General features: G+C 65.6%; 18 protein-coding genes. 7 read left to right on the top strand and 11 right to left on the bottom strand.

What is annotated here, in order from left to right:
* Positions 1–33: 33 nt before the first annotated feature.
* The 8 genes from C3E79_RS11095 to C3E79_RS11060 all read right to left on the bottom strand — a co-directional run bounded on the left by C3E79_RS11095 (position 34) and on the right by C3E79_RS11060 (position 7,822).
* Positions 34–408, bottom strand: coding sequence for a Rieske (2Fe-2S) protein (locus C3E79_RS11095; RefSeq protein ID WP_108404957.1), 375 nt, complete (start codon positions 406–408; stop codon positions 34–36).
* Positions 405–1,247, bottom strand: coding sequence for a tryptophan synthase subunit alpha (gene trpA, locus C3E79_RS11090; protein ID WP_108404956.1), 843 nt, complete (start codon positions 1,245–1,247; stop codon positions 405–407). The genes C3E79_RS11095 and trpA overlap by 4 nt, the downstream gene beginning before the upstream one ends.
* Positions 1,244–2,500, bottom strand: a complete 1,257-nt coding sequence (gene trpB, locus C3E79_RS11085) for a tryptophan synthase subunit beta (protein WP_108404955.1) — start codon at positions 2,498–2,500, stop codon at positions 1,244–1,246. Before trpB ends, trpA begins: the two co-directional genes overlap by 4 nt.
* Before the next feature lie 6 nt (positions 2,501–2,506).
* Positions 2,507–3,931, bottom strand: coding sequence for a bifunctional indole-3-glycerol-phosphate synthase TrpC/phosphoribosylanthranilate isomerase TrpF (gene trpCF / locus C3E79_RS11080; protein ID WP_235840662.1), 1,425 nt, complete (start codon positions 3,929–3,931; stop codon positions 2,507–2,509).
* Entirely contained in the window at positions 3,924–4,949 is a 1,026-nt protein-coding gene (gene trpD / locus C3E79_RS11075; RefSeq protein ID WP_108404953.1) for an anthranilate phosphoribosyltransferase, read from the bottom strand. Before trpD ends, trpCF begins: the two co-directional genes overlap by 8 nt.
* A gap of 2 nt (positions 4,950–4,951) precedes the next feature.
* A complete protein-coding gene (locus tag C3E79_RS11070) occupies positions 4,952–5,566 on the bottom strand; it encodes a glutamine amidotransferase-related protein (protein ID WP_108404952.1) in 615 nt (204 codons plus the stop codon).
* Positions 5,563–7,146: an anthranilate synthase component 1 gene (locus C3E79_RS11065; protein WP_108404951.1), complete on the bottom strand. Its 1,584-nt coding sequence runs from the start codon at positions 7,144–7,146 to the stop codon at positions 5,563–5,565. The genes C3E79_RS11070 and C3E79_RS11065 overlap by 4 nt, the downstream gene beginning before the upstream one ends.
* Before the next feature lie 247 nt (positions 7,147–7,393).
* The gene (locus tag C3E79_RS11060; protein WP_108404950.1) at positions 7,394–7,822 is read right to left on the bottom strand and encodes an SdpI family protein; all 429 of its coding nucleotides are present in this window, start codon (positions 7,820–7,822) and stop codon (positions 7,394–7,396) included.
* Between the two features lie 114 nt (positions 7,823–7,936).
* On the opposite strand from C3E79_RS11060, the gene C3E79_RS11055 reads away from it, so the two are divergent.
* Positions 7,937–9,139, top strand: coding sequence for a dicarboxylate/amino acid:cation symporter (locus C3E79_RS11055; protein ID WP_108404949.1), 1,203 nt, complete (start codon positions 7,937–7,939; stop codon positions 9,137–9,139).
* Positions 9,140–9,170: 31 nt separating this feature from the next.
* Here C3E79_RS11055 and C3E79_RS11050 read toward each other — a convergent pair whose 3' ends face one another.
* Entirely contained in the window at positions 9,171–10,259 is a 1,089-nt protein-coding gene (locus tag C3E79_RS11050; protein WP_108404948.1) for an ABC transporter ATP-binding protein, read from the bottom strand.
* Between the two features lie 353 nt (positions 10,260–10,612).
* Complete coding sequence (locus C3E79_RS11045; RefSeq protein WP_108404947.1) at positions 10,613–11,170, bottom strand: hypothetical protein; 558 nt, start codon at positions 11,168–11,170, stop codon at positions 10,613–10,615.
* A gap of 109 nt (positions 11,171–11,279) precedes the next feature.
* On the opposite strand from C3E79_RS11045, the gene C3E79_RS11040 reads away from it, so the two are divergent.
* The 6 genes from C3E79_RS11040 to C3E79_RS11015 all read left to right on the top strand — a co-directional run bounded on the left by C3E79_RS11040 (position 11,280) and on the right by C3E79_RS11015 (position 18,670).
* Positions 11,280–11,528, top strand: coding sequence for a hypothetical protein (locus tag C3E79_RS11040; RefSeq protein ID WP_108404946.1), 249 nt, complete (start codon positions 11,280–11,282; stop codon positions 11,526–11,528).
* Between the two features lie 22 nt (positions 11,529–11,550).
* Entirely contained in the window at positions 11,551–12,261 is a 711-nt protein-coding gene (locus C3E79_RS11035) for a hypothetical protein (RefSeq protein WP_108404945.1), read from the top strand.
* 61 nt (positions 12,262–12,322) lie between these two features.
* Positions 12,323–13,759 (top strand): DUF5129 domain-containing protein, encoded by a 1,437-nt coding sequence (locus C3E79_RS11030; protein WP_108405187.1) that lies wholly within the window; start codon positions 12,323–12,325, stop codon positions 13,757–13,759.
* A gap of 442 nt (positions 13,760–14,201) precedes the next feature.
* Positions 14,202–15,314, top strand: a complete 1,113-nt coding sequence (locus C3E79_RS11025) for an MFS transporter (RefSeq protein ID WP_108404944.1) — start codon at positions 14,202–14,204, stop codon at positions 15,312–15,314.
* Positions 15,315–15,432: 118 nt separating this feature from the next.
* The gene (locus C3E79_RS11020; protein WP_108404943.1) at positions 15,433–16,608 is read left to right on the top strand and encodes an acetyl-CoA C-acyltransferase; all 1,176 of its coding nucleotides are present in this window, start codon (positions 15,433–15,435) and stop codon (positions 16,606–16,608) included.
* 883 nt (positions 16,609–17,491) lie between these two features.
* On the top strand, positions 17,492–18,670 hold the full coding sequence (locus tag C3E79_RS11015) for an acyl-CoA dehydrogenase family protein (protein WP_235840663.1): 1,179 nt from the start codon (positions 17,492–17,494) through the stop codon (positions 18,668–18,670).
* A 6-nt stretch (positions 18,671–18,676) separates the two neighbouring features.
* On the opposite strand, the gene C3E79_RS11495 is transcribed toward C3E79_RS11015, so the two are convergent.
* Positions 18,677–19,570 (bottom strand): hypothetical protein, encoded by an 894-nt coding sequence (locus tag C3E79_RS11495; protein ID WP_179948291.1) that lies wholly within the window; start codon positions 19,568–19,570, stop codon positions 18,677–18,679.
* Positions 19,571–20,055: the final 485 nt, after the last annotated feature.

Here is a 20,055-nt window from a genome sequence, read left to right as displayed (position 1 = left end):
CCAAGTCTACGAATCCTGGCCCGCCCCGTGGGGTTAAGCCTGTGGGTCGCTCGCGGCGAGGCGGTCGCCTTGATCCTCAAGGTCGACCTTGCGCAGCCCGTTGATCGCCGGGCCGGAGACCACGGAGCCGTCGGCGATGTTGAACGTCGAGCCGTGCGCGGTGCAGCGAACGGTGTCCCCCTGGGCCACCGTGATCTTTTGGAACTGGTGGGGGCAGGTCGCGGAGTAGGCGACGTAGTGTCCTTCGCTGGGCTGGGCGATGATGAACTTATCCAGGATCACCGAGCCGCCCACCGGGACGGCGGTTTTCGCGATGTCGCCGGTCGGTTCCTGGCCGCACGCGGCGAGAAACGCGCCTGCGAAGGTGGTGGCGGTGCCGAGGAGGAAGAGGCGTCGAGAACAGGTCATGGCTTGATCGTAGCCCGCTTCATCGCCGAGACGAAGGAGGCGAGCTCCTCTGTGAGGGATGCCATGTCGCGCACCCGGCCGGGGTGCGGATGCTCGCCGACGACGTGGGAGTCGATAATCCGCGTGATCGCGGAGCCGGAGATGGCGCCTGCCGCTCCCGCCGCGATGGCGTCGCGCACGTGCTCAGGCGTGGAGATGCCGAAGCCCAGCAGCACCGGCGCCCCGCCGTAGGACTGCACGTTCGTGACCACGTCCCGCAGCCCTTCGACCGAGGATTCGCGCTCGGTGCCGGTCACGCCGTCGCGGGAAATGGCGTAGATGTATCCCTTCGAGTGCGCGGCCACGCCTTCGAGCACGCGCGGGTGCGCCTTCGCCGGCGCGATGTAGATCGGATCGATCCCGGCCGCCTCGGCGGCGGCCTCGAAGGGACGGCCCTCGCGCACGGGGACGTCAGGAAGCAAGATGCTATCCGCCCCGGCGTCCGCGAACTCGCGGTAGAAGCTCTCGACGCCGCGCACGAAGGCGACGTTGGCGTAGATGAGCATCCCGATCGGCAGGTCCGGGTAGCGGGAACGGATCTCGCGGACGATCTCGAGGCACTTTGCCACGGTTGATCCCCCGTCGAGGGCACGCACGTGGGCCTTTTGGATCGCGGGCCCGTCGGCGACGGGGTCGGAAAACGGCACACCGAGCTCGAGGGCATCCGCGCCGGCCTCGACGACGGCGGCGATGATCTCGATCGATTCCTCCGTGCTCGGGTCAGCGAGCATGATGAAGGGGACGAACGCACCCTCCCCCCGCTCCTTGAGGGCCTCGAAGGTTGCAGTGTAGCGGCTCATCGGTTGTGCTCCGTTTCTTTGGTGATGACGAATTCCGGGTGCTCCTCGAGGGTGCGCCGCACGTGAGCGACGTCCTTGTCGCCGCGCCCGGAGAGGGAGACGAGGATGGTGAGCGGCTCCCCGTCCCGGGGCGCGTCCGCAGCGCGCGTGATCGCATAGGCCAGTGCGTGGGAGGACTCGAGCGCCGGGATGATTCCCTCGTACTTGCTCAAAAGCTGGAAGGCTCGCAGCGCATCGCCGTCGGGAACCGGGACGTAGGTGGCCCTGCCCGTCTTGGCCAGGTAGGCGTGCTCCGGGCCGACGGCCGGGTAGTCCAGCCCGGCGGAGATGGAGTAGGATTCCTCGACCTGGCCGTCTCCGTTTCGCATGAGGTAGGAACGGGTGCCGTGGAGGATGCCGACGGTGCCGGCGGCGATGGCCGCGCCGTGCCGCCCGACCCCGTAGCCCTCGCCGCCGGGTTCGCAGCCGATGAGTTCGACGCCCTCGTCGTCGATGAAATCGGCGAACATCCCGATGGCGTTGGATCCGCCCCCGACGCAGGCGACGACGACGTCCGGCAGCGTCCCGGTGCGCTCTAACATCTGCGCGCGCGCCTCGGTGGAGATGACGCGGTGGAATTCCTTGACAATCTTCGGGAAGGGGTGCGGCCCGGCGGCCGTGCCCAGCAGGTAGTGGGAGTCGTGGAAGCTCGCCGTCCAGTCCCGCAGCGCCTCGTTGACCGCGTCCTTGAGAGTTCCCGAGCCGGAGTTGACGCCGACGACCTCGGCCCCCATGAGCCTCATCCGGTAGACGTTGGGTTCTTGGCGCTCCATGTCCTCCACGCCCATGTAGATGACGCATTCGAGGTCGAGCAGGGCGCAGGCGAGTGCCGTGGCGGTGCCGTGCTGGCCGGCGCCGGTTTCCGCGATGATGCGCTTCTTGCCCATCTGCTTGGCCAGCAGCGCCTGGCCGATCACCTGGTTGGTCTTATGCGCTCCGCCGTGAACAAGGTCCTCGCGTTTGAGGAAGATCCTCGCGTTCGCCCCGTCGAGCGGGAGGTTTCGGCACTCGGTCAGCGGCGTGGGCCGCCCGAGGTAGTCGCGCAGCAGCGCGCGGTATTCGGCCATGAATGCCTCGTCGTTCATGGCGTCGACGAAGGATTTCTCGAGCTGATCGAGCGCCGGGAGGAGCGACTCGGCGACAAACTGGCCGCCGAATTCGCCGTAGTAGGCGGGCAGCAGCGTGCGGCCGCCATCGTGGAAGCTTTCAGTCATTGGTCCTCACTCGGTAGGTGGTTGGTGGAAGTTGCGGATGGTGTCGAAGGTTTGGCGGACGGCCGCGGCGTCTTTGCGCCCGGCCCATTCCCCCGCGCCGGCCGGGTACTCGACGCCTGAGTTGAGGTCGACGCCGAGGCACCCCACGCGCAGCGCCGCGGAGACGTTGTCGGGTCCGATCCCGCCCGCGATAAGCGCGCCTCGCTTCACGGGGTCGGGTACGCGCGACCAATCGAAGCTGGTGCCGGATCCGCCGTCGCGCGCGTCGAGCACGAGCGTGTCGACGTCCCCCGCCAGCGCCTCGGCAACCTCGGGGCCCTCCGGGCGCGTCATGTCCACCGCGCGCCAGACCTTGGCCCGCTCCCCCACCTCGCCGCGCACGGAGCGCACGAGGTCTCGTTCGGCATCGATGCTGCCCTGGTATGGCGCGTGGATCTGGACCGCGTGGATCCCGTCATTGGCGAGCTCTGCCCACCCGGCGGTGCGGCGGGAGACGGCGACGTAGCGCAGCCCGGGCTCGTGGGCGATGATGTCCACGGATGTTTCACGTGAAACATTGCGCGGCGAGGCGTCTTCGAAGATGAGACCGCCGTAGACGGCCCCCGCCGCGCGCGCCGCCTGGGCGGCGGACCACGAGGTGAGGCCGCACACCTTGTTGGGCCCGTAGACCAGTTCGCGAGCGGCGAGGTCGATGTCCGGCTGGCTCGTGAGCTGCGAGCCGACGAGGAAGCCGTCGGAGTGCCCGGCGAGCGCCCGCACCGTGGCGGCGTCACGGATCCCCGACTCGGAGACCACGAGGGCCCCCGCGGGTGCGAGCGGCGCGAGCCGCGCGGACCGCCCGAGGTCGATGCTGAGGTCGTGGAGGTTGCGGTGGTTCACCCCGAAGATCCGGGCCCCGAGGCGGCCAGCGCGCGCGGCCTCGTCTTCGTCGATAACCTCGGTGAGCACGTCCATCCCCAGCTTCTCTGCGAGGGCGGAGAGGCGGGCGTAGGTGGCGTCGTCAAGCACGCTCAGCATGAGCAGGATGGCGTCGGCGCCGAAGTAGCGCGCCGCGTAGACCTGAACCTCGTCGATGATGAAGTCCTTACACAGCACGGGCAGGTGCGTGGTGGCGGCCACCGTTGCGAGGTGGTCGTAGTCTCCCCCGAAGCGGTCGGGCTCACACAGCACCGAGATGCCCGCGGCGTAGCGCGAGTAGACCGCGGCGATGTCGCCGGGCTCGTAGTGCGCGCGGATTGTCCCCAGCGAGGGCGAGGCGGACTTGCACTCCATGATGAACTGCGTCCCGGGGCGGGCGAGGCTGTCGTAGAGGGAGCGCTCGGAGCGCGGGAGGGAAGCAAGGTCCACGTGGGCTATGCGGCGACGAATTTCGTCAAGGTGACGAATACGCCCCTGGACAATCCCCTCGAGAACGGTGGGCAATTTAGTCACTGTAGTCCGCCTTCTCGTGCTCCTGGAGCCACGCCTCGACCGCGCGGGATCCCAGTAGGTCCCGCGCGTGCTCCACGCCCTCGCGCAGGGTCTCGTCCGTGCCGTAGAGGTAGAACATCGCGCCGGCGTTGGCGGCGACGGCGTCGCGGTGGGCATCGGGCCCCTCCCCCGCGAAGGTTTTCCGCATAAGCCGCGCGTTTTCCGTCCCGTCGCCCCCGCTGAGGTCCGACAGCGAGTGGGTGGACAGCCCGAGGTCCCCAGGCGTCACGGTGAAGTGGGCGATCTCCCCGCCGCGCAGCTCCCAGACGTCGGTCGGTCCGTGGACGGCCACCTCGTCCGTACCCGCCCCATGGACGACGAGCGCCCGGCTTCGCCCGAGCTCTTTCATGGTCTCCGCAATAATTGGCCCAAGCGAGGGATTGGCAATACCCATTATTTGAAATTGCGGGCGTGCCGGAGAAAGCAGAGGTCCGAGCGTGTTAAAAAGCGTAGACACCCCGAGCGCCTTGCGCACGGGCTGCACGTGGGCGATCGCCGGGTTGTAGGCCGGCGCGAAAAGGAAGGTGAAATTCGAGGCCTCGAACTGCCGCACGGCGCGCTCTGGGTCGAGGTCGAGCGGGATGCCGAGAGCCTCGAGGACGTCGGCCGAACCGGACTTCGACGATACCGAGCGGTTGCCGCACTTGATCATCTTGATCCCCCCGGCCGCCGCCGTCAGCGAGGCCGCGGTCGAGATATTGATCGTGTTCGCGCCGTCGCCGCCGGTGCCGGCTGAGTCCATGATCCCCTCCCCCGTCACCGGGAACGGCCGCCCTGCGGCGAGGAACGCGCGCGCCGCGCCCGCGATGTCGGCAAAGGTCTCCCCGCGCGTGCGCACCGTGGCAAGCAGCGCCGCGATGTGCACATCGTCGTAGTCACCGACCGTCAGCGGGGTAAACGCCTCGGTCGCCTCCTCTAGGCTTGGGGCGCGGTTGTCCAAGAACCTGCGCAAGATCTCCAGCGAGTGATCGCTTGCCATTATCAGCGTCCTTTCATGAGATTCTCGACGCATCGCTCGATGATGAGCGGCCCGCCGGGGGTGAGGATAGATTCGGGGTGGAACTGCAGTCCGATGGACATCCCGTCGTCGGAACGCGCCGCCATGACGACATCTCCGATGCGCGCCGAGGTGCGCGCGAGAGCGTGGAGCCCGGCCGGTAGCTCGACGGTGCCGAGCGAGTGGTAGCGCGCGACCGGGACGTCGCGCCCGGCGTGTCCCGGGGTATCGTCCGTGGTCAGGCCGTCAAACAGGCCGCTGGCAAGCCCGGCGCTGGTGAGCTGCATGCCAATCGACGCCCCATGGACCGGCCCGCACGGCTCCACGCGCCCCCCAAAGTGCTCGACGAGGGCCTGGTAGCCGAGGCAGATCCCGAGAATCGGCACCCGGCCCTGCGCCTGTGCGATGAGCTCCATCATGCAGCCGGCGTCGGCGGGGTAGCCGGGTCCGGGCGAGAGCACGATGAGCTCGGGATCGGCGGCGAGGACAGTGGCTGCCGGCACGGTGTTGCGGTAGACGGTCGCGTCGAAGGCGCTCAAGGCGTCGACAAGGTTGTAGACGAAGGAGTCCTGGTTGTCCAGCAGCACGATCCCGCTCACTTCGCCACCTCCAGCTCGGCCCCGGCGGCGCCCGCGATGGCGTCGAGCACCGCGTAGGCCTTGTGCAGCGTCTCGTCCGCTTCCGACTGCGGGTTGGAGTCGCGCACGACACCGGCGCCCGCCTGGACGGAGGCGACGCCGCCGGTGACGTAGGCGCTGCGGATGACAATGCAGGTGTCCATGTCGCCGCTGCCAGAGAGGTAGCCCACGGCCCCGCCGTAGCTGCCGCGCCGTGTGCCCTCGAGCTCGCGGATGAGCTCGGTCGCACGGAGCTTCGGCGCGCCGGTCAGCGTTCCCATGTTCATGCAGGCCCGGTAGGCATCGAGCGCGTCGAGGCCCGCGTCGAGGGTCGCGGTGACCCGGGATACGAGGTGCATGACGCGAGAATACCGGTCAACCTGGAGCAGCTCCGCGACGCGGCGGGTGCGGGGCACCGCGACCCGGGCGAGGTCGTTGCGCGCGAGGTCCACGAGCATGGTGTGCTCGGCGATCTCTTTGGCGTCGGTACGCAGCTGCAGCTCCATGCGGGTATCGAGCTCGTGGTCCACGCTGCCGTCGGGGGCGAGCCCGCGCGGGCGCGTGCCCGCGATGGGGTAGAGCTCCAGCTGCCGGCTCTCCGCGCTGAACTTCAGGTTTGACTCCGGCGAGGCCCCGAAGAGCTCGAAAGGCTCGCCGGTGCGGGCGAGCCCGCGGACGTAGAACATGTACGGCGAGGGGTTAATCCCGCGCAGGCGCTGGTAGGCCGCAAACGCGTCCGGGCACGGCGCGGTGAAGGTGCGGGCGGGAACAACCTGGTAGATATCTCCGTTGTCGATGTCGGCCTTGAGCTTGTTCACGTCCGCGCGGAACTGCTCGTCGGGGATGTCGGCCGTGACCCGCAGCGTGGCCTGCGGCTCGGCCTTCGCTGGCTCATTGGCGGCGGTGTCGGCGGTGTCAGCGGTGTCGATGTCTTTAGCGAGCTCATCGAGCGCAGGTTCGGTGCCGTCGAAGGTGATCCCGGCGACGTAGGCCTCGCGCGAGCGGTGGTCGATGTTCAGCAGGGTCTCTGCCAGCACGAACTGGTAATCCGGGTACGTGTTGGTGGATTCGCCGACTGCGGGCAGCTCTTCGAAGGTGGCGAGGTAATCAAACGCGATTCCGCCGGCGAGGAAGGGGAAATCGCCCTCGCGGTAGCCCGCGCGGGTGGTCAGGGCGCGGAGCACCTCGACGCTGGAGGCGGCAGTGAGGCGCTCGCGCTCGTCGACCGCCTTGGAGGCGGGGAACTCGTAGACATCATCGCCGACGAGGTAATCGGCGAGCTGGCTGCGCAGCCGCCGCGCGAGCACCTCGCCCGAGGCGCTCAGCGGCTGCGCGACCACGCGGGGGCCATTGCACGTTACGCGTAGCGACGCCCGCAGCACCGCCACCGATTTCAACCCAGACTTCGTGGTGATGTCGGCGGATTCTAAAAGCACCGCGTCCGTCGACTCCGTGCCGCCGAGGTGAGAAAACAGGCTCGAGGCGTTAGCGTGGTACCTCACGCCCACGCGTCGTACCCGCGGCGCGTGCTGAGCGTCGTCCGGGTGTGGGGGGTTGCTCATCAGTTCTTCCTTGGTCTGTAGTTCTTGAGCACCGAGGGTACTTAGAGCGTAAGGCCCGCGGCGCTTGGGTTTCCAAGCCGGCGGGCCGTAAGTTGCTTCAACGCGAGTGGCACGCCGCTTATGCGCGCCACCACCACTGGGTGCGGGAGGTCGTTGAAGTCACAATGTGGAATTCTAGTTCGCGACGTGGGACGGTGCAAGCGCTTCGCCCTGGTGATTGCCGCGCCACCCCGGGGGCGCGGGGACGCTAGCGCCCGTCGGCCTTGCGCGCCGCGCCGCGCAAAGCGTCGAGGTCTACCTGGGGGGTGGGCTGGGCGTTGGTGCTATCGGGGGTGTCTGAAGGGGCGTCGAGAAGCGATGCGACGCGCGCCCCGGCGTTGCCCGCGAAGGAGAGGGCGACCACGGCGAGCACGGCGGTGATGATGGGCGCGACCCACAGCCACCCCTGCGCAATGAACGCGAATGCGGCGCCGAAGGTCAGCGCAACGGCGGCGAAGAGGACGAAGGGCCCGGCGACCTTGTGGGCCTTGACCCAGATCTCCTCGCTCTTGCGCACGGCCGCCACGCGCAGCCCGATCACCGGGTTGCCTGGGAGCCGGCCCGCCGTGGCCAGCGCCCCGATCACGAACAAGACGAGCGCGAGGGCGCCGAAGACAATGCCGAAAACCACGTTCATGGCCCTAGCTTAACGCGCGGCGGGGGTAGCAGTTGTGGTGGGTAAAAGTCGTGGGCAACAATACTGCAAACCCTTCCAACCGCAGGGTGCAATCCTCGATTAAAGGCAGATCTCATGAAAAACAAGATCCTCAACTCGCTGCTGTTGTGGATTGTCGCGGCCATCGCCCTCGGCATCGCCTGCAGCTTCTTCTTCCCGCAGTGGCTCGCCCGGGTGTTTATCACCTTCAACGGGCTGTTTTCCAACTTCCTGGGCTTCTTCGTACCCGTGCTCATCTTCTCGCTGATCACGCCCGCCATCGCGGGGCTGGGCAAGGGGGCCGGAAAGTGGCTCGGCATCACCGCGGGTATCGCGTATACCTCGACGATCACCTCCGGGCTCATCGCGTGGGGCACCGCGGCGCTGCTCTACCCCTCGCTTCTCGACGGCCGCACGCTCGTCACCGGCGTCGCGGACCCCTCGGAGGGCGGTCTCGCCCCCTACTTCGAGGTGGAGATGCCCGCCCCGCTCGAGGTCATGTCGGCGCTGCTTCTGGCGTTCGTCGTCGGCATCGCCATGACGGCGGTGAAGTCCGACACGATGTACCGGGTGGTCGACGAGCTCCAGGGGGTGATCATGAAGGTTGTCACCTCCTTCATCATCCCCCTGCTGCCGCTCTACATCTTCGGCACCTTCCTGGGCCTGGGGATGAACGACAGCTTCGGCTCCACGCTGGCGGCCTTCGGTACCGTGCTCGTGCTCTCGGTGGTGATGACGCTCGTCATCATCCTTGTGCTCTACCTCGTCGCCGGTGCAGTCGCCGGGCGCAACCCGTTTGTCGCGCTGCGCAACATGGCGCCGGCCTACTTCACGGCGCTGGGCACGTCGTCCTCGGCCGCGACGATCCCGGTAACCTACGCCTCCACGCTGAAGAACAAGGTAGATGACAACGTCGCGGGATTCGTCGTGCCGCTGTGCGCAACCATCCACCTCGCAGGCTCGATGATGAAGATCACCCTCTACGCCCTCGCGATCGTCTCCATGGGCGGGCTGGGTATCTCCAACGCGCAAATCTTCGGCTTCCTGCTCCTCCTTGGCATCATGATGATCGCCGCGCCGGGCGTGCCCGGCGGCGCCATCATGGCGGCCGTCGGGCTGCTGCAGGCCAACCTCGGCTTCGACGAGTCGATGGTCTCGCTCATGATCGCCGCCTACATCGTCGTCGACTCCTTCGGCACCGCCGCCAACGTCACGGGCGACGGGGCGATCGCGCTCATCGTCAACCGTTTTGCGGCGGGGCGCATCAAGGGTTATACGCTCGAGGGCGCCCGCGCCTAGCGGCCGGCGGCCCGGTTTTGCGCGCGCGGTCCTAGATCCGCTCCCCCGTCGCCGCGCTAAAGGCGTGCAACGCGCCGGTGATGCGCGCGTGAACCGCCTCGCCGGGGCGGACGGCGCTGTGGGGCGCGGCGCGCAGGACCACCTGCTCGTCCCGGCCGGCGAGAGTGCCGTAGAGGTACGAGTCGGAGCCGAGCTCCTCCACGAAGGTGATGTGCACCTCGAGGGCGTCGGGAGTAGCGGCGCTGACCAGCTCGGCGGCCTCAGGCCGGAACCCGAGCGTGATCCGGCCCTGGTCCTCCGGGCGGACGGCGTCGAGGACGCGGCACTCGAGGGGGATGCGGGTGTCGCCCGCGACGGCGGCGAAGGATGCGGGATCGACGTCGAAGGTGGCGAGGTTCATCGCGGGGGAGCCGATGAAGCCGGCGACGAAGACGTTGGCGGGGGCGTCGTAAAGCTCGCGCGGCGTGCCCACCTGCTGAAGCTCCCCGAAGTTGAGCACCGCGATGCGATCTCCCATCGTCAGCGCCTCCGTCTGGTCGTGGGTGACGTAGACGGTGGTAACGCCCATGCGGCGCTGCAGGCTGGCGATCTGCGTGCGGGTTTGCACGCGCAGCTTGGCGTCGAGGTTGCTTAAGGGCTCGTCCATGAGGAAGACTTGCGGCTCGCGCACGATGGCGCGGCCCATGGCTACGCGCTGGCGCTGCCCTCCGGAGAGCGCCTTCGGCTTGCGGTCCAGGTACTCGGTAAGGCCGAGCGTGCGGGCGGCCTCCTCGACGCGCTCGTTCATCTGCGCCTTGTCCATCCCGGCGAGCTTGAGCGCAAAGCCCATGTTCTCGCGGACGGACATGTGGGGGTAGAGGGCGTAGTTCTGGAACACCATGGCGATGTCGCGCTCGCGAGGCTCGAGGGCGGTGACGTCGCGGCCGCCGATGAGGATCCGGCCCTCGTTCGTCTCCTCCAGGCCGGCGAGCATGCGCAGTGCGGTGGACTTTCCGGAGCCGGAAGGGCCGACGAGGACGAGGAACTCCCCGTCCGCGATGTCGAGGTCGAGCGCCTTGACGGAGGGCTCGTCGGCCCCCGGGTAGATGCGCGTCGCGCGGTCAAAGGTGACAGTAGCCATAGTTCTTCTCCTCCATCGGCAGGTACGTGCCGAACGATCCTTAAGTGGGGTACGCCTCTAATCTACGTCACCGGGCGCGGCATGTTTCACGTGAAACATGCCGCGGCGTCTCGGAACACCATCGCTATTCCTCTCGGGTTGGTGACCGACAATGCTGATGGGGGACGGCGCATTGTGGGCCTTTCCATGGGCGCATGGGTCCGCGAAAGTCAGCAGTATTTCGCGTCACTTCGCCCTTGAAGAGATCGAGCTTCATTTATCAATAGGTTAGTCATATCTACCTTAGTATACATTTTCCGCCAAACACTTGCGGCAATTCCATTCATATTTTATCGTGGCGGCGGGGTATTTCCTCACGTGTTTCCCCGTCCTCTGACCGAAAGGTTCATCATGTCTGCTGTTAATAAGGCGGCGAGTTTTTTGCTTTCGCAGCTATTTCTGGCGCTTTGGTATCGGCTTGGTGCGCTCCGGCTCAAGCCGCTGAGATTGGATCCCCACATGGCCATCAAGCTGATGCAATCGACGTAGCTCTCGACGCTTACGTAGTCCCGGCAACTCTGAAGTTTGACGTGGACAAGGCATCTGCTCGAGGAGAGAGCGGGGAAGTCGTTGAGTTCGGTCAAGAGTACAACCGTGCGATCGATTATGACCGCGAGCACTGCTTTGTTGATGGAATGGCCGTGCCGGCCGATCAGGGAAACGTGCCGAGCGTGCAGCTCTTCGCAATCGATCCGGCGGGCTGGCCAATTGCTGAGCGATGGAATTGGTGCGGCAGGGATCGAACGGATGGAGGAGAACCGCAGAATTCCGCCGACGCAGTATGCCGCGACCATGATCAGTGCTTGAGCGGTGGCACAGAAGTATGTGAATGCGACCGGCGGTTTGTTGACGGCCTCAATGCGGTCAAACATGACTACTCCTGGGCGGACCGAGCCTACATTGAGGCTGCAATCCGCCTGGTGCCTCGAGCGCACAATTGCTGAAATCACAAAATGACCCTCAATCGAAAGGAATGGGTGGATGTCCGCGAAAAAGACTGTTCTCTTCCTCGTGCTTGCCCTTGTTTGGGTGGCTACGCCCTTTATGGGTGACCGCGTGCCCCAGTGGGCCCAGGTGCTCTACTGGGTTGCGCTGGTCCTCGCCTCCGTCACGGGAGTAGTCCTCGCCGTCCGGAGCCGCTCCGTGCTGCTTGGCGTCGTATCGCTGCTCACGCTGTTCGCGTGGCCGATCGTCCTGGCTGTCTCCCTCGCGGCGGGCGGAATGGGTTAGCGCGCCGCGGTATCCTGTCGGCATGGTCGCCGAGATCGTCACCACCCACTTCATCGCGCACAGCGATGACCTCGGCGAGGCCTACGGGGTATGGCGCGACCGGGTCGTTCGCAGCGGCGCGGAGGTGCTCGCCCTCTCCCCTGCCCCGCACCCCGTCGACGACGAGTTCATCCTCTGGGACCTGCGCACCGAGGCCGCCTACGGCAACCTGCGCGACCCCGAATCCATGGCGCTCTACGAGCTCAACGCGCTCGTCGACTTTGCCGGCCTCGACCGCGACGAGCGCATCGAGACGTTTTTCATGGACGATCCCTTCGTCACCCCGCGCTTCCCCTCGACGCTCGGCGGGCTCACCGACCTCGCGCTGCGCGACAGCGTTGGCCCGGACCCCCTCCGCCTCGTCACCGTCGCCTACCTGGGCACAGAGGCGGCGATCCCCCACGTGCACTCGCTTTTCGACGCCCTCTTGGCCCGCTCCCACGTCGTCGCCTACCAACCGGAGCTCGCTCTCCTGGAGGGCACCGAGCACGCCTCCCTCGTCGGCCCGCTATGGGTGCGCGACGCCACCTTGAACCTCATCGGCACCGGGGACCGGGTCTTCTCCCCCGGCAAGGAGGCCTGGGCAGGATGGTTCCTCACCGCCGATCCTCTCGAGGACGTGGAGGCACGGCTGCCGGAAATCATCGAGCCGGGCACCGTCGTTATTGGGCGGGCCGTGGCCGAGGCGTTTTAGTGCAACAATGTCACTACGTTCGTTCGTACCGTGCGCGCGCCCTATGCAGTATGTTGAGTACATGCCAACCTCGAAGCAGATAGGCGCAATCGCCATCCTCACTGCTGTTCTCGGCCTTGGCGGCGGTGCACTTGGAGCATCGTTCATCGACGTCCCCGCGCCTGAGTCCGTCGCTATCGAGACCGCCGGGGTACCCAACATTGTCGTAGACGACCCTCATGATCTGCTTGCGCCCGAAGACGAAGCGCGCATGATGCGCGATGCCGCGATGCTAGAGGCACCCGATACCGTCGAAGTGTTGCACTGGATGGTGTTCAACCAGTCGCACGAAAACCTGAACGACACCGTCGAGGAATACATGCGGGATCACTACCCCGATGACATTGGCCCCGATAAGTACGCGGACGGAGTGCTCATCGTCGCCGCCGGAACGCAACAGCGCAAGGTCGGGGTCTATGCCGGCGAGGATGTCGCGCATCAATTGAAGCTCCACGAAGACGAGAGGGCACCGTCTGTCGCCGAAGAGATGAAACGCGGAATGCGAGACAGCAACATTCCTGCGGCCATGTTTGCAGGGGCCCGCGCCGCGATGGATATAGATCTCGTTCGTGCCTACGTAGTCGACGATGCGGAGAGCGAACGTTTCGGGGCTGGAGTGGGTGCGGGGGTAGCGGCTGGGGGAGCTGCTGCGTTGGGCAGCTCGCTTGCCTTGGGGGCGCGAAATAGGCGTCGACAAGCGATCACGCGCGCGCGGCGAGACCACGAGCTGGTCACGCGCGAGTACGCCGCGTTGGGGCAGCGTCTCGGGGAGATCGACATTCGGGCAAACTCACTGACCAGCGCGTTTGCCGATGCCGAGATGCGCAAGCAGTGGGCCGAGGTCCGCGATCGTTTCCTCGCGCTTCATGACAAAGTCTCAGGCGCAGGTGGGATTGGCGCAATCGATGTTGGCGACGACAAGCAGGTCTGGGAGCGCCGCCTTGAGATTGATAACGCGGCAGAGGTTGTCCGCCACACCTCGAACGCGGAGGACAACATCAATCGCCTGTTCAAGATTGAAAACGGGGACCCCGCCGCCAGGCGCTCCGACCTCACCGCCTTACGCGAGGACATCATCAAGGCTCGGCTCGGAGTCAACGATGACGGGCTGAAGGACGAGCTCGAAGAGTTGGAAGCAAAAATCAACGAGCTCGACCACAACCCCTCTGCCCCTGGCTTCCTCGATGACTTTGTGCGCCTCCTTGGGGATTACCGCCTTGTTCTGGAGGCGGTGAAGGACAAGGAGTTCAGTGACGTCAAGGAGCACAACGCACTGACGCGACCGGCGCTCTACGACCGCGACTTCTTCTACTCCAACTATGTCCCGTTCGTCGTGCTCAACAGCTGGCACACCTCTAACGTGGAGGCGGCGCAGGCCGCGCAGTCCTCGTCTTCGTCGGGATTTAACTCCTCCTACAGTTCCGGGTTTTCCGGCGCGGGAGGGTCGAGTAGCTACTAGGAAGCGGTAATCGCAGGCGAGCGCTCGCTGACGCGGAAAGATCTGCACCGAGAGCCATCAGCAGTGGGTGCTTACAGGAGCGAGGATGCTGGATCTTGCGATTGGTATGCTGAAGGTGCACAGCTACCTCGCCGCACTAGCGAACCAGCTTCGACCGATGGCGCTCCGGCCGAGAGAGCCCGAGTGGTTCCCAAGTGGTCCCCCAAGTGGTCAAGGCGGCGCCGGATTCTGACCAAGAGGAGAGCGAATGCGCCTTCGCGAATCTTCATGAGCGCGAAGGACGCATTGGAAAAATCCAGTGAGATGACGTGTCCTTCACTGACCAGCTCTGATTACGTTTCGGTCCCGGTCCGTGATGCGGATTCAGATATAGCCCGTCTCGATGGTTGGTCGCCTACACCCCCGTCGAGCGCGGGCGAAAGCGCGGGATTATGGTCTCACTATGCTCCCTTCTCCCCCGCATCGGCTGCGCTACCTTTGCATTCTTGTCGGTGGGTTCCTTGGTCCCTTCGCCGGGCAGTCTCTGGCGGTTGTCCTTCCGGAGTTCGCCGCGGACTTCGGCATTACGTTGACACAGGCATCGTTGACAATGACGGCCTATACGTTCCCCTTCGCGGCAATGCTGCTGTTCTCAAGCTCCCTCACCCGGAATCTTTCTCCGGTGCTTGTTGCACGGGTCGCATTTGTGATCATCGCCGTGTGCGCTGTCATTCTCATCCTCTCACCGACGTGGTGGGTGTTCCTCGCCGCATACATCCTTGCCGCCCTGTGTAACGCTTTCACGCTGCCGTCCCTCCAGCTCATCTTGACACGTATCACCCCCGCTGAACGGCTCGGCGCAGCTCTGGGCAGTTACGCGGCCATGCAATCGTTCGGTCTGCTCTCGGCTCCGTTGTTTGCGGGCGCAGTCGTCTCCGTCGCCTCGTGGCGATGGATCTACCTCATTCTCGTGGCGGTTCCGCTCTTCATTGTTCTCATTGGCCTGCCGGATGCTCCCCCTTCGCGCACGCCGCGCGGTTCGTTCGCGGTGAGCTGGTCGTTCGTCAGGGGTTGCTTCACCCTGCTGGTCGTTGGACTGTGCACTATGGGCATGGGATTTGTACTGGCTCTCCACGTGGGCGAGCTTTTCGCCGCTTCTCCCCTTGCCCGGGGGTTCATCGTCATGGTCGGTGGGCTCTCTTCCTTTCTGTTCTCCAGCCGGGTGGGCGGGCTGGCCGACACGCGTGGCCCTCGTCCGCTGATTGTGGTGGCCCTTCTCATCGCGGCGTGCGGGCTGCTGGGAATCGGGTTGGCGTCCTCGATGGTGCTTGTCGCTGTTTTGTGGGGCATTGTCGTTACCGCGGGGCAGGGTGTTCAGGTCGGGGTGAACCTTGTGACTCTGCGGTCTTCTTCGGGTGCGCAGATCCTCTCGAGCGTCCAGGCGTTCCGGTTCTTCGGTAGCGCTCTCACGCCGGTGCTTATCCTCCCGCTGTATAGCGCTCACCACACACTTGGCTTCGGTGTCGCGGCGGGTGCGCTCGTGATGGCAGCGGGCCTAAACTGCCGGCCGCGTTGAGGTTGGGCAGCGATGTTTCACGTGAAACATTGGCCATTCGTTCATTCCCGCGAGTCGGACTCTGGAATAATGCGCATTCAGAAGCATCCCGTAGTCACCGACAGGAGTGAAGCCAGCAATGGACACCGCCTATATCCTCTCATCCGCGCGCACGGCAATCGGCTCGTTTATGGGCTCGCTTTCGGCTCATACGCCCACTGAGCTGGGAATCGCCACGGCCGAGGCGGCCATTGAGCGCGCAGGCGTTGACCCCGAGGTGATCGACACTGCCGTATACGGCAACGTCATCAACACCGAGACTAACGACGCCTACCTCGCCCGGGCCATCGCACTCGGCGCGGGGATGGGCGAGAGCTCTACGGCGAATAACATCAACCGGCTCTGCGGCTCGGGCGTCCAGTCCATTATCAGCGGAGCGCACATGATCCGCGAGGGCGATGCCGCCGTGGCGCTGGTCGGCGGCGCTGAGGTGATGAGCCGGGCGCCCTACTCGCTGCCCCGCATGCGCGCCGGTCAGAAGATGGGTGATGGACGCGTGGTCGACTGGCTCGGTATCCTTTCCGACCCATTCGGCAACGGCCACATGGGCAACACCGCGGAAGAAATCGCTCGACGGCAAGGTTACACCCGCGAGCAGGTTGACGAATACGCACTCGACTCCCACACCAAGGCGCTCGCGGCGATAAAAGCCGGTGCCTTCGATGAGCAAATCGTGCCTGTCGAGGTGCGTCGAGGCAAGGAGACGGTAAAATTTTGCGTCGACGAGCACCCGCGCGAGACCACCCTCGAGAAGCTCGGTTCGCTGCGCCCGGCCTTTCAAGAAGGGGGGTTGGTCACCGCGGGTAATGCCTCCGGCATTAACGACGGAGCGGCGTCCCTCGTCCTGGCCGGCGAAGGCGCCGTCGACGAACACGATCTATCCCCCGTCGCCCGCATCTTAGGCTGGGGAATTTCTGGCTGCGACCCGAGCGTGATGGGCCTTGGCCCGGTGGCCGCGGTGCCTAAGGCACTGGCGAAGGCCGGGGTCGATATTTCGGATATCGATCTCATCGAGTCGAACGAGGCGTTTGCGGCCCAGGCCATGGCGGTCTCCGACCAGCTCGGTTTCGACCCGGCCAAGACCAACATCCACGGCGGCGCGGTCGCGCTCGGTCACCCGGTGGGTGCGACAGGCGCGATCTTGACCACGAAGCTCCTCCACCAGCTGCACGACAATGACGTGCGCTACGGATTGGTCACTTTGTGTATCGGCGGAGGCCAGGGCATCGCACTAGTCATCGAGTCGCTTCGATAGCCCTACGCGTGGCGGCGTGCGCAACTCCACGATCATCGGCGGAGGCCAGTCCCGGATCCCCACCGTCCATCATCTGCGCAAGGCTGGCGCAAGCTCTGTAACATACGAGGAGCAGTTGACGTACGGTGGGCCGCGCGCAGTCCGCTTTATCGCTCCGCTCACGGGAATCGCTGCGTGGAGGGATGTTCCTGTGGGCCGTCAGGGGATGCGTTGACCACGTCGCGTACAACGGCGCGGTCTTCCGTGTGCACGCAGGGCTGCGGGGAGTAGAGCGCTTGCGACATAGTGATGGCAACCGGCACTCGGTCGACGCTCGGTGCGCTCCCGCGCACCGAGCCATTCTGGGTGTGAGCGTGTGGCGGTAGGCAGAGGTGCGAACTCGGGGCATTAGTCGCTGCCGAGCTCTAGGTGCTTGGTAAGGTCGCTCGGTTCGCCGGCCCGCCCGCACGTTCCACGACATCGATGGCTGGGTGCCCGAGCACCGTCACTGGCAGCGTGCGATGGCCGTATGGCACGGAGAGTCCGATCTGGGTGAGGATTCGAACCTCGGCGGAGTTCTTGTCCTGCCCCAGCAGCGATCTCGTCAGGGAAGTACGTGGGGTTACGTCCTTGCGTGTTATGGCGGTGTCGTGGGCTAGGGCACAGCGATGGTTACCGGGATGGACCTTAGCACTTAGCGAGCCGCGGGGGCGTTCTGTCGGCGGCCTTGAGTGTTTGTCACGAGCAGCGTAATGCCGGGCGCTGGGGTCCGAAGGTCAGCCGGACTGCACGGGCAACTTCGGAGACAGGTTAGATACCCCGTGCTACGGTGACCTTAGATTTCTTTGGAAGGGGTAGAGATTTGCCAACTCACACATCAGACTTGATCAACTTCGATAGCTTATTGAGCGATGATGAACTGCAATGGCGAGAGACGATCGGCGCTTTCGTCGTCGAGGAGGTCAAACCCTACGTCGGCCAGTGGTTCGAAGACCAGCACGTCCCCGTCGAGCTCATCCCTCGCTTCGGCGAGATGGGCATGATCGGCGCCCACCTCAAAGGCTACGGGTGTCCCGGCCGCTCCGCGGTGGACTACGGCCTGGCCATGATGGAGGTCGAGGCGGCCGATTCCGGCCTGCGGACCATCTTCTTCGTGCTTGGCTCGCTCGCCATGACTTCCATCCACGCCCACGGCACCGAGGAGCAGAAGAACCGCTACCTACCGAAGATGGCCGCCGGCGAGATCATGGGCGCGTTCGGCCTGACGGAGCCGACCGCGGGATCCGACCCGGCGTCGATGATCACGCGCGCGACCTACCGCAAGGGCCAGGGTTGGGAACTCAACGGCGAGAAGCGCTGGATCGGTCTGGCGCACCTGGCTGATGTCACCATCGTGTGGGCCAAGGTCTCCACCGAGGACCTCATCGCCGCGGGGTACGGAGATAACGTGCGCAAGGACCGGGAGGAAACGGTCGCCGGCTTTATCGTTCCGCGGGAGACCGAAGGCTTCGATCCGGTGCCGATCGATCACAAGCTCTCCATGCGTGTGTCCACGCAATCGCACATCACCATCACCAACGCGCTGGTGCCCGAGGACAGCATCCTCCCGGCCCGCTTCGGGCTCTCCGCCCCCCTGATGTGCCTGAACGAGGCGCGCTACGGCATCGGCTGGGGCGTGCTCGGCGCCGCGCGCGACAGCCTCGAGCAGGCCATCGCCTACGCAGGCGAGCGCACTCAGTTTGGCAAGCCGATCGCGTCTTTCCAGCTCACCCAGAAGAAGCTCGTCGACATGGCGGTCGCGCTCAACCAGGGGCAACTTCTCGCCCTGCACGTGGGCCGCGCCAAGGATGCAGGGACGCTCGACATCCCCATGATCTCGGTGGCGAAGCTGGCTAACTGCCGTACCGCTATCGACATCTGCCGCGAGGCGCGCACCGTGCTGGGCGGCAACGGCATCCGCCACGACTACTCCCCCATCCGCCACGCCGCTAACCTCGAGGGCGTGCGCACCTACGAGGGCACGGACGAGATGCACACCCTCATCCTTGGCCAGAAGATCACGGGGATCGGGGCGTTTAGCTAGGCAGGGTTAGAACCCCGCCCGCAGCGCGATGCCGTGGGCCTGGGCGGCCGCGGCATCAATCCCCGAGTGCGCCTGTGCTGCGGCCCCGGCCGCGGACTCACTGGAGCCGGGCACGCCGCCCCACGCACCGGCTGCGTTATCGACAGCGCTGTGCGCGCCCGATGCCGCCGCGTCAATAGCCTGGTGGATCGGGCTCGGCGCTGCCTGAGCGGGGCCCGGGAAAGCCGCGATCACGTCCGCGGTGAGCTGGGAGGCCGGCCCGAAGGTGTGGGCCGCGACGCTGAAATCGGTGCCGAAGGATGCGCTTGCGTGGAGCGAGGCGCGGTCGTCCGACCAGCCCCACTTAGTCCCGATTACGCCGGGCAAGACCGCGGTGCCGTAGTCCTGCCGGTAGCCATCAGCCGCGACGGGAGAGGCGCTGGCGAGCGCGGATAGGATCGGGTCGCCCAGGCCGTGGTCGCGCTTCCTCGCCTCCAAAAACGCCACGGCGTCGTAGGTTGAAGTCGTGCTGTTGCCCCAATGGTCGGCCGCGTGGGTATCCCCCAGCCCGTATTTCCGCGCCGTGAGCGCGATGGAATCGGGGTAGGCGGCGTAGAGCGAGGCGGCGATTGCATCGTCGGACGTTTGCAGCATCGTATATGCGCGCGCCTGGTCGGCGGGGGTGCCGTGGTCGAAGACGTAGTCGGCGATGTAGAGCTTGACCAGCGAGAGCCCGGGCCGAGACTCGTGTTCGTTGGCCGTGCCCACCCGGAAGCCGGTTGGGCTGTGCGCAAACGACATGCTCGTGCGCGGCGGCGTGGCGCCGATTGCCGTCGGCTCTGGGGCGGCACCCGCCGCGGGGGCGCACAGCGATAGAGCTGCGGCGGCGCAGGCCGGCGTGATGGCGGAAAGGAATCTCACAGGCGTCAACAATAGTGCGCGGCGGGCGAAAAATCTAAGCCGCACTTAGTAAAAGGCTCTGATACGAGGACATCTGACAGATAGGTCCACGATGAAGTGCGCGCGTGTCTTCGCGTATATGTGCCTTGAACTTTGGAAATGGCGGTGTGGCGGCGCCCCGTCGCACACATGGATGCACTTGCTGTGAGCCGCGAGAATTCCCCCACCCACGAAAGGAAGTGCCGTGGCTGACGTCAAAAACGCCTTTCAGATCGCCGACGAGGGCGTCGCGTCAATGAGGTCTACGAAGCAAGGACGTCTGGGGCAAGGTGGGCGCCGCGACCGGTAGCCCGAACGGCCTCTTGCAGGTCATGGATATCATTGCTATTTGCCCACGTTCTACGTCATCGGCTTCACGAAGGCCGAGGAAGAGGGCGCGGCGCAGTGGCAGAAGGGCTTCAACAAGCTGCTCAAGGAAGAGTAGTTGGATAATGGCAGCTTCGGTG

Source organism: Corynebacterium liangguodongii (assembly GCF_003070865.1).
Classification (GTDB): Bacteria; Actinomycetota; Actinomycetes; order Mycobacteriales; family Mycobacteriaceae; genus Corynebacterium; species Corynebacterium liangguodongii.
This window is presented reverse-complemented; position numbering and strand designations above follow the sequence as displayed.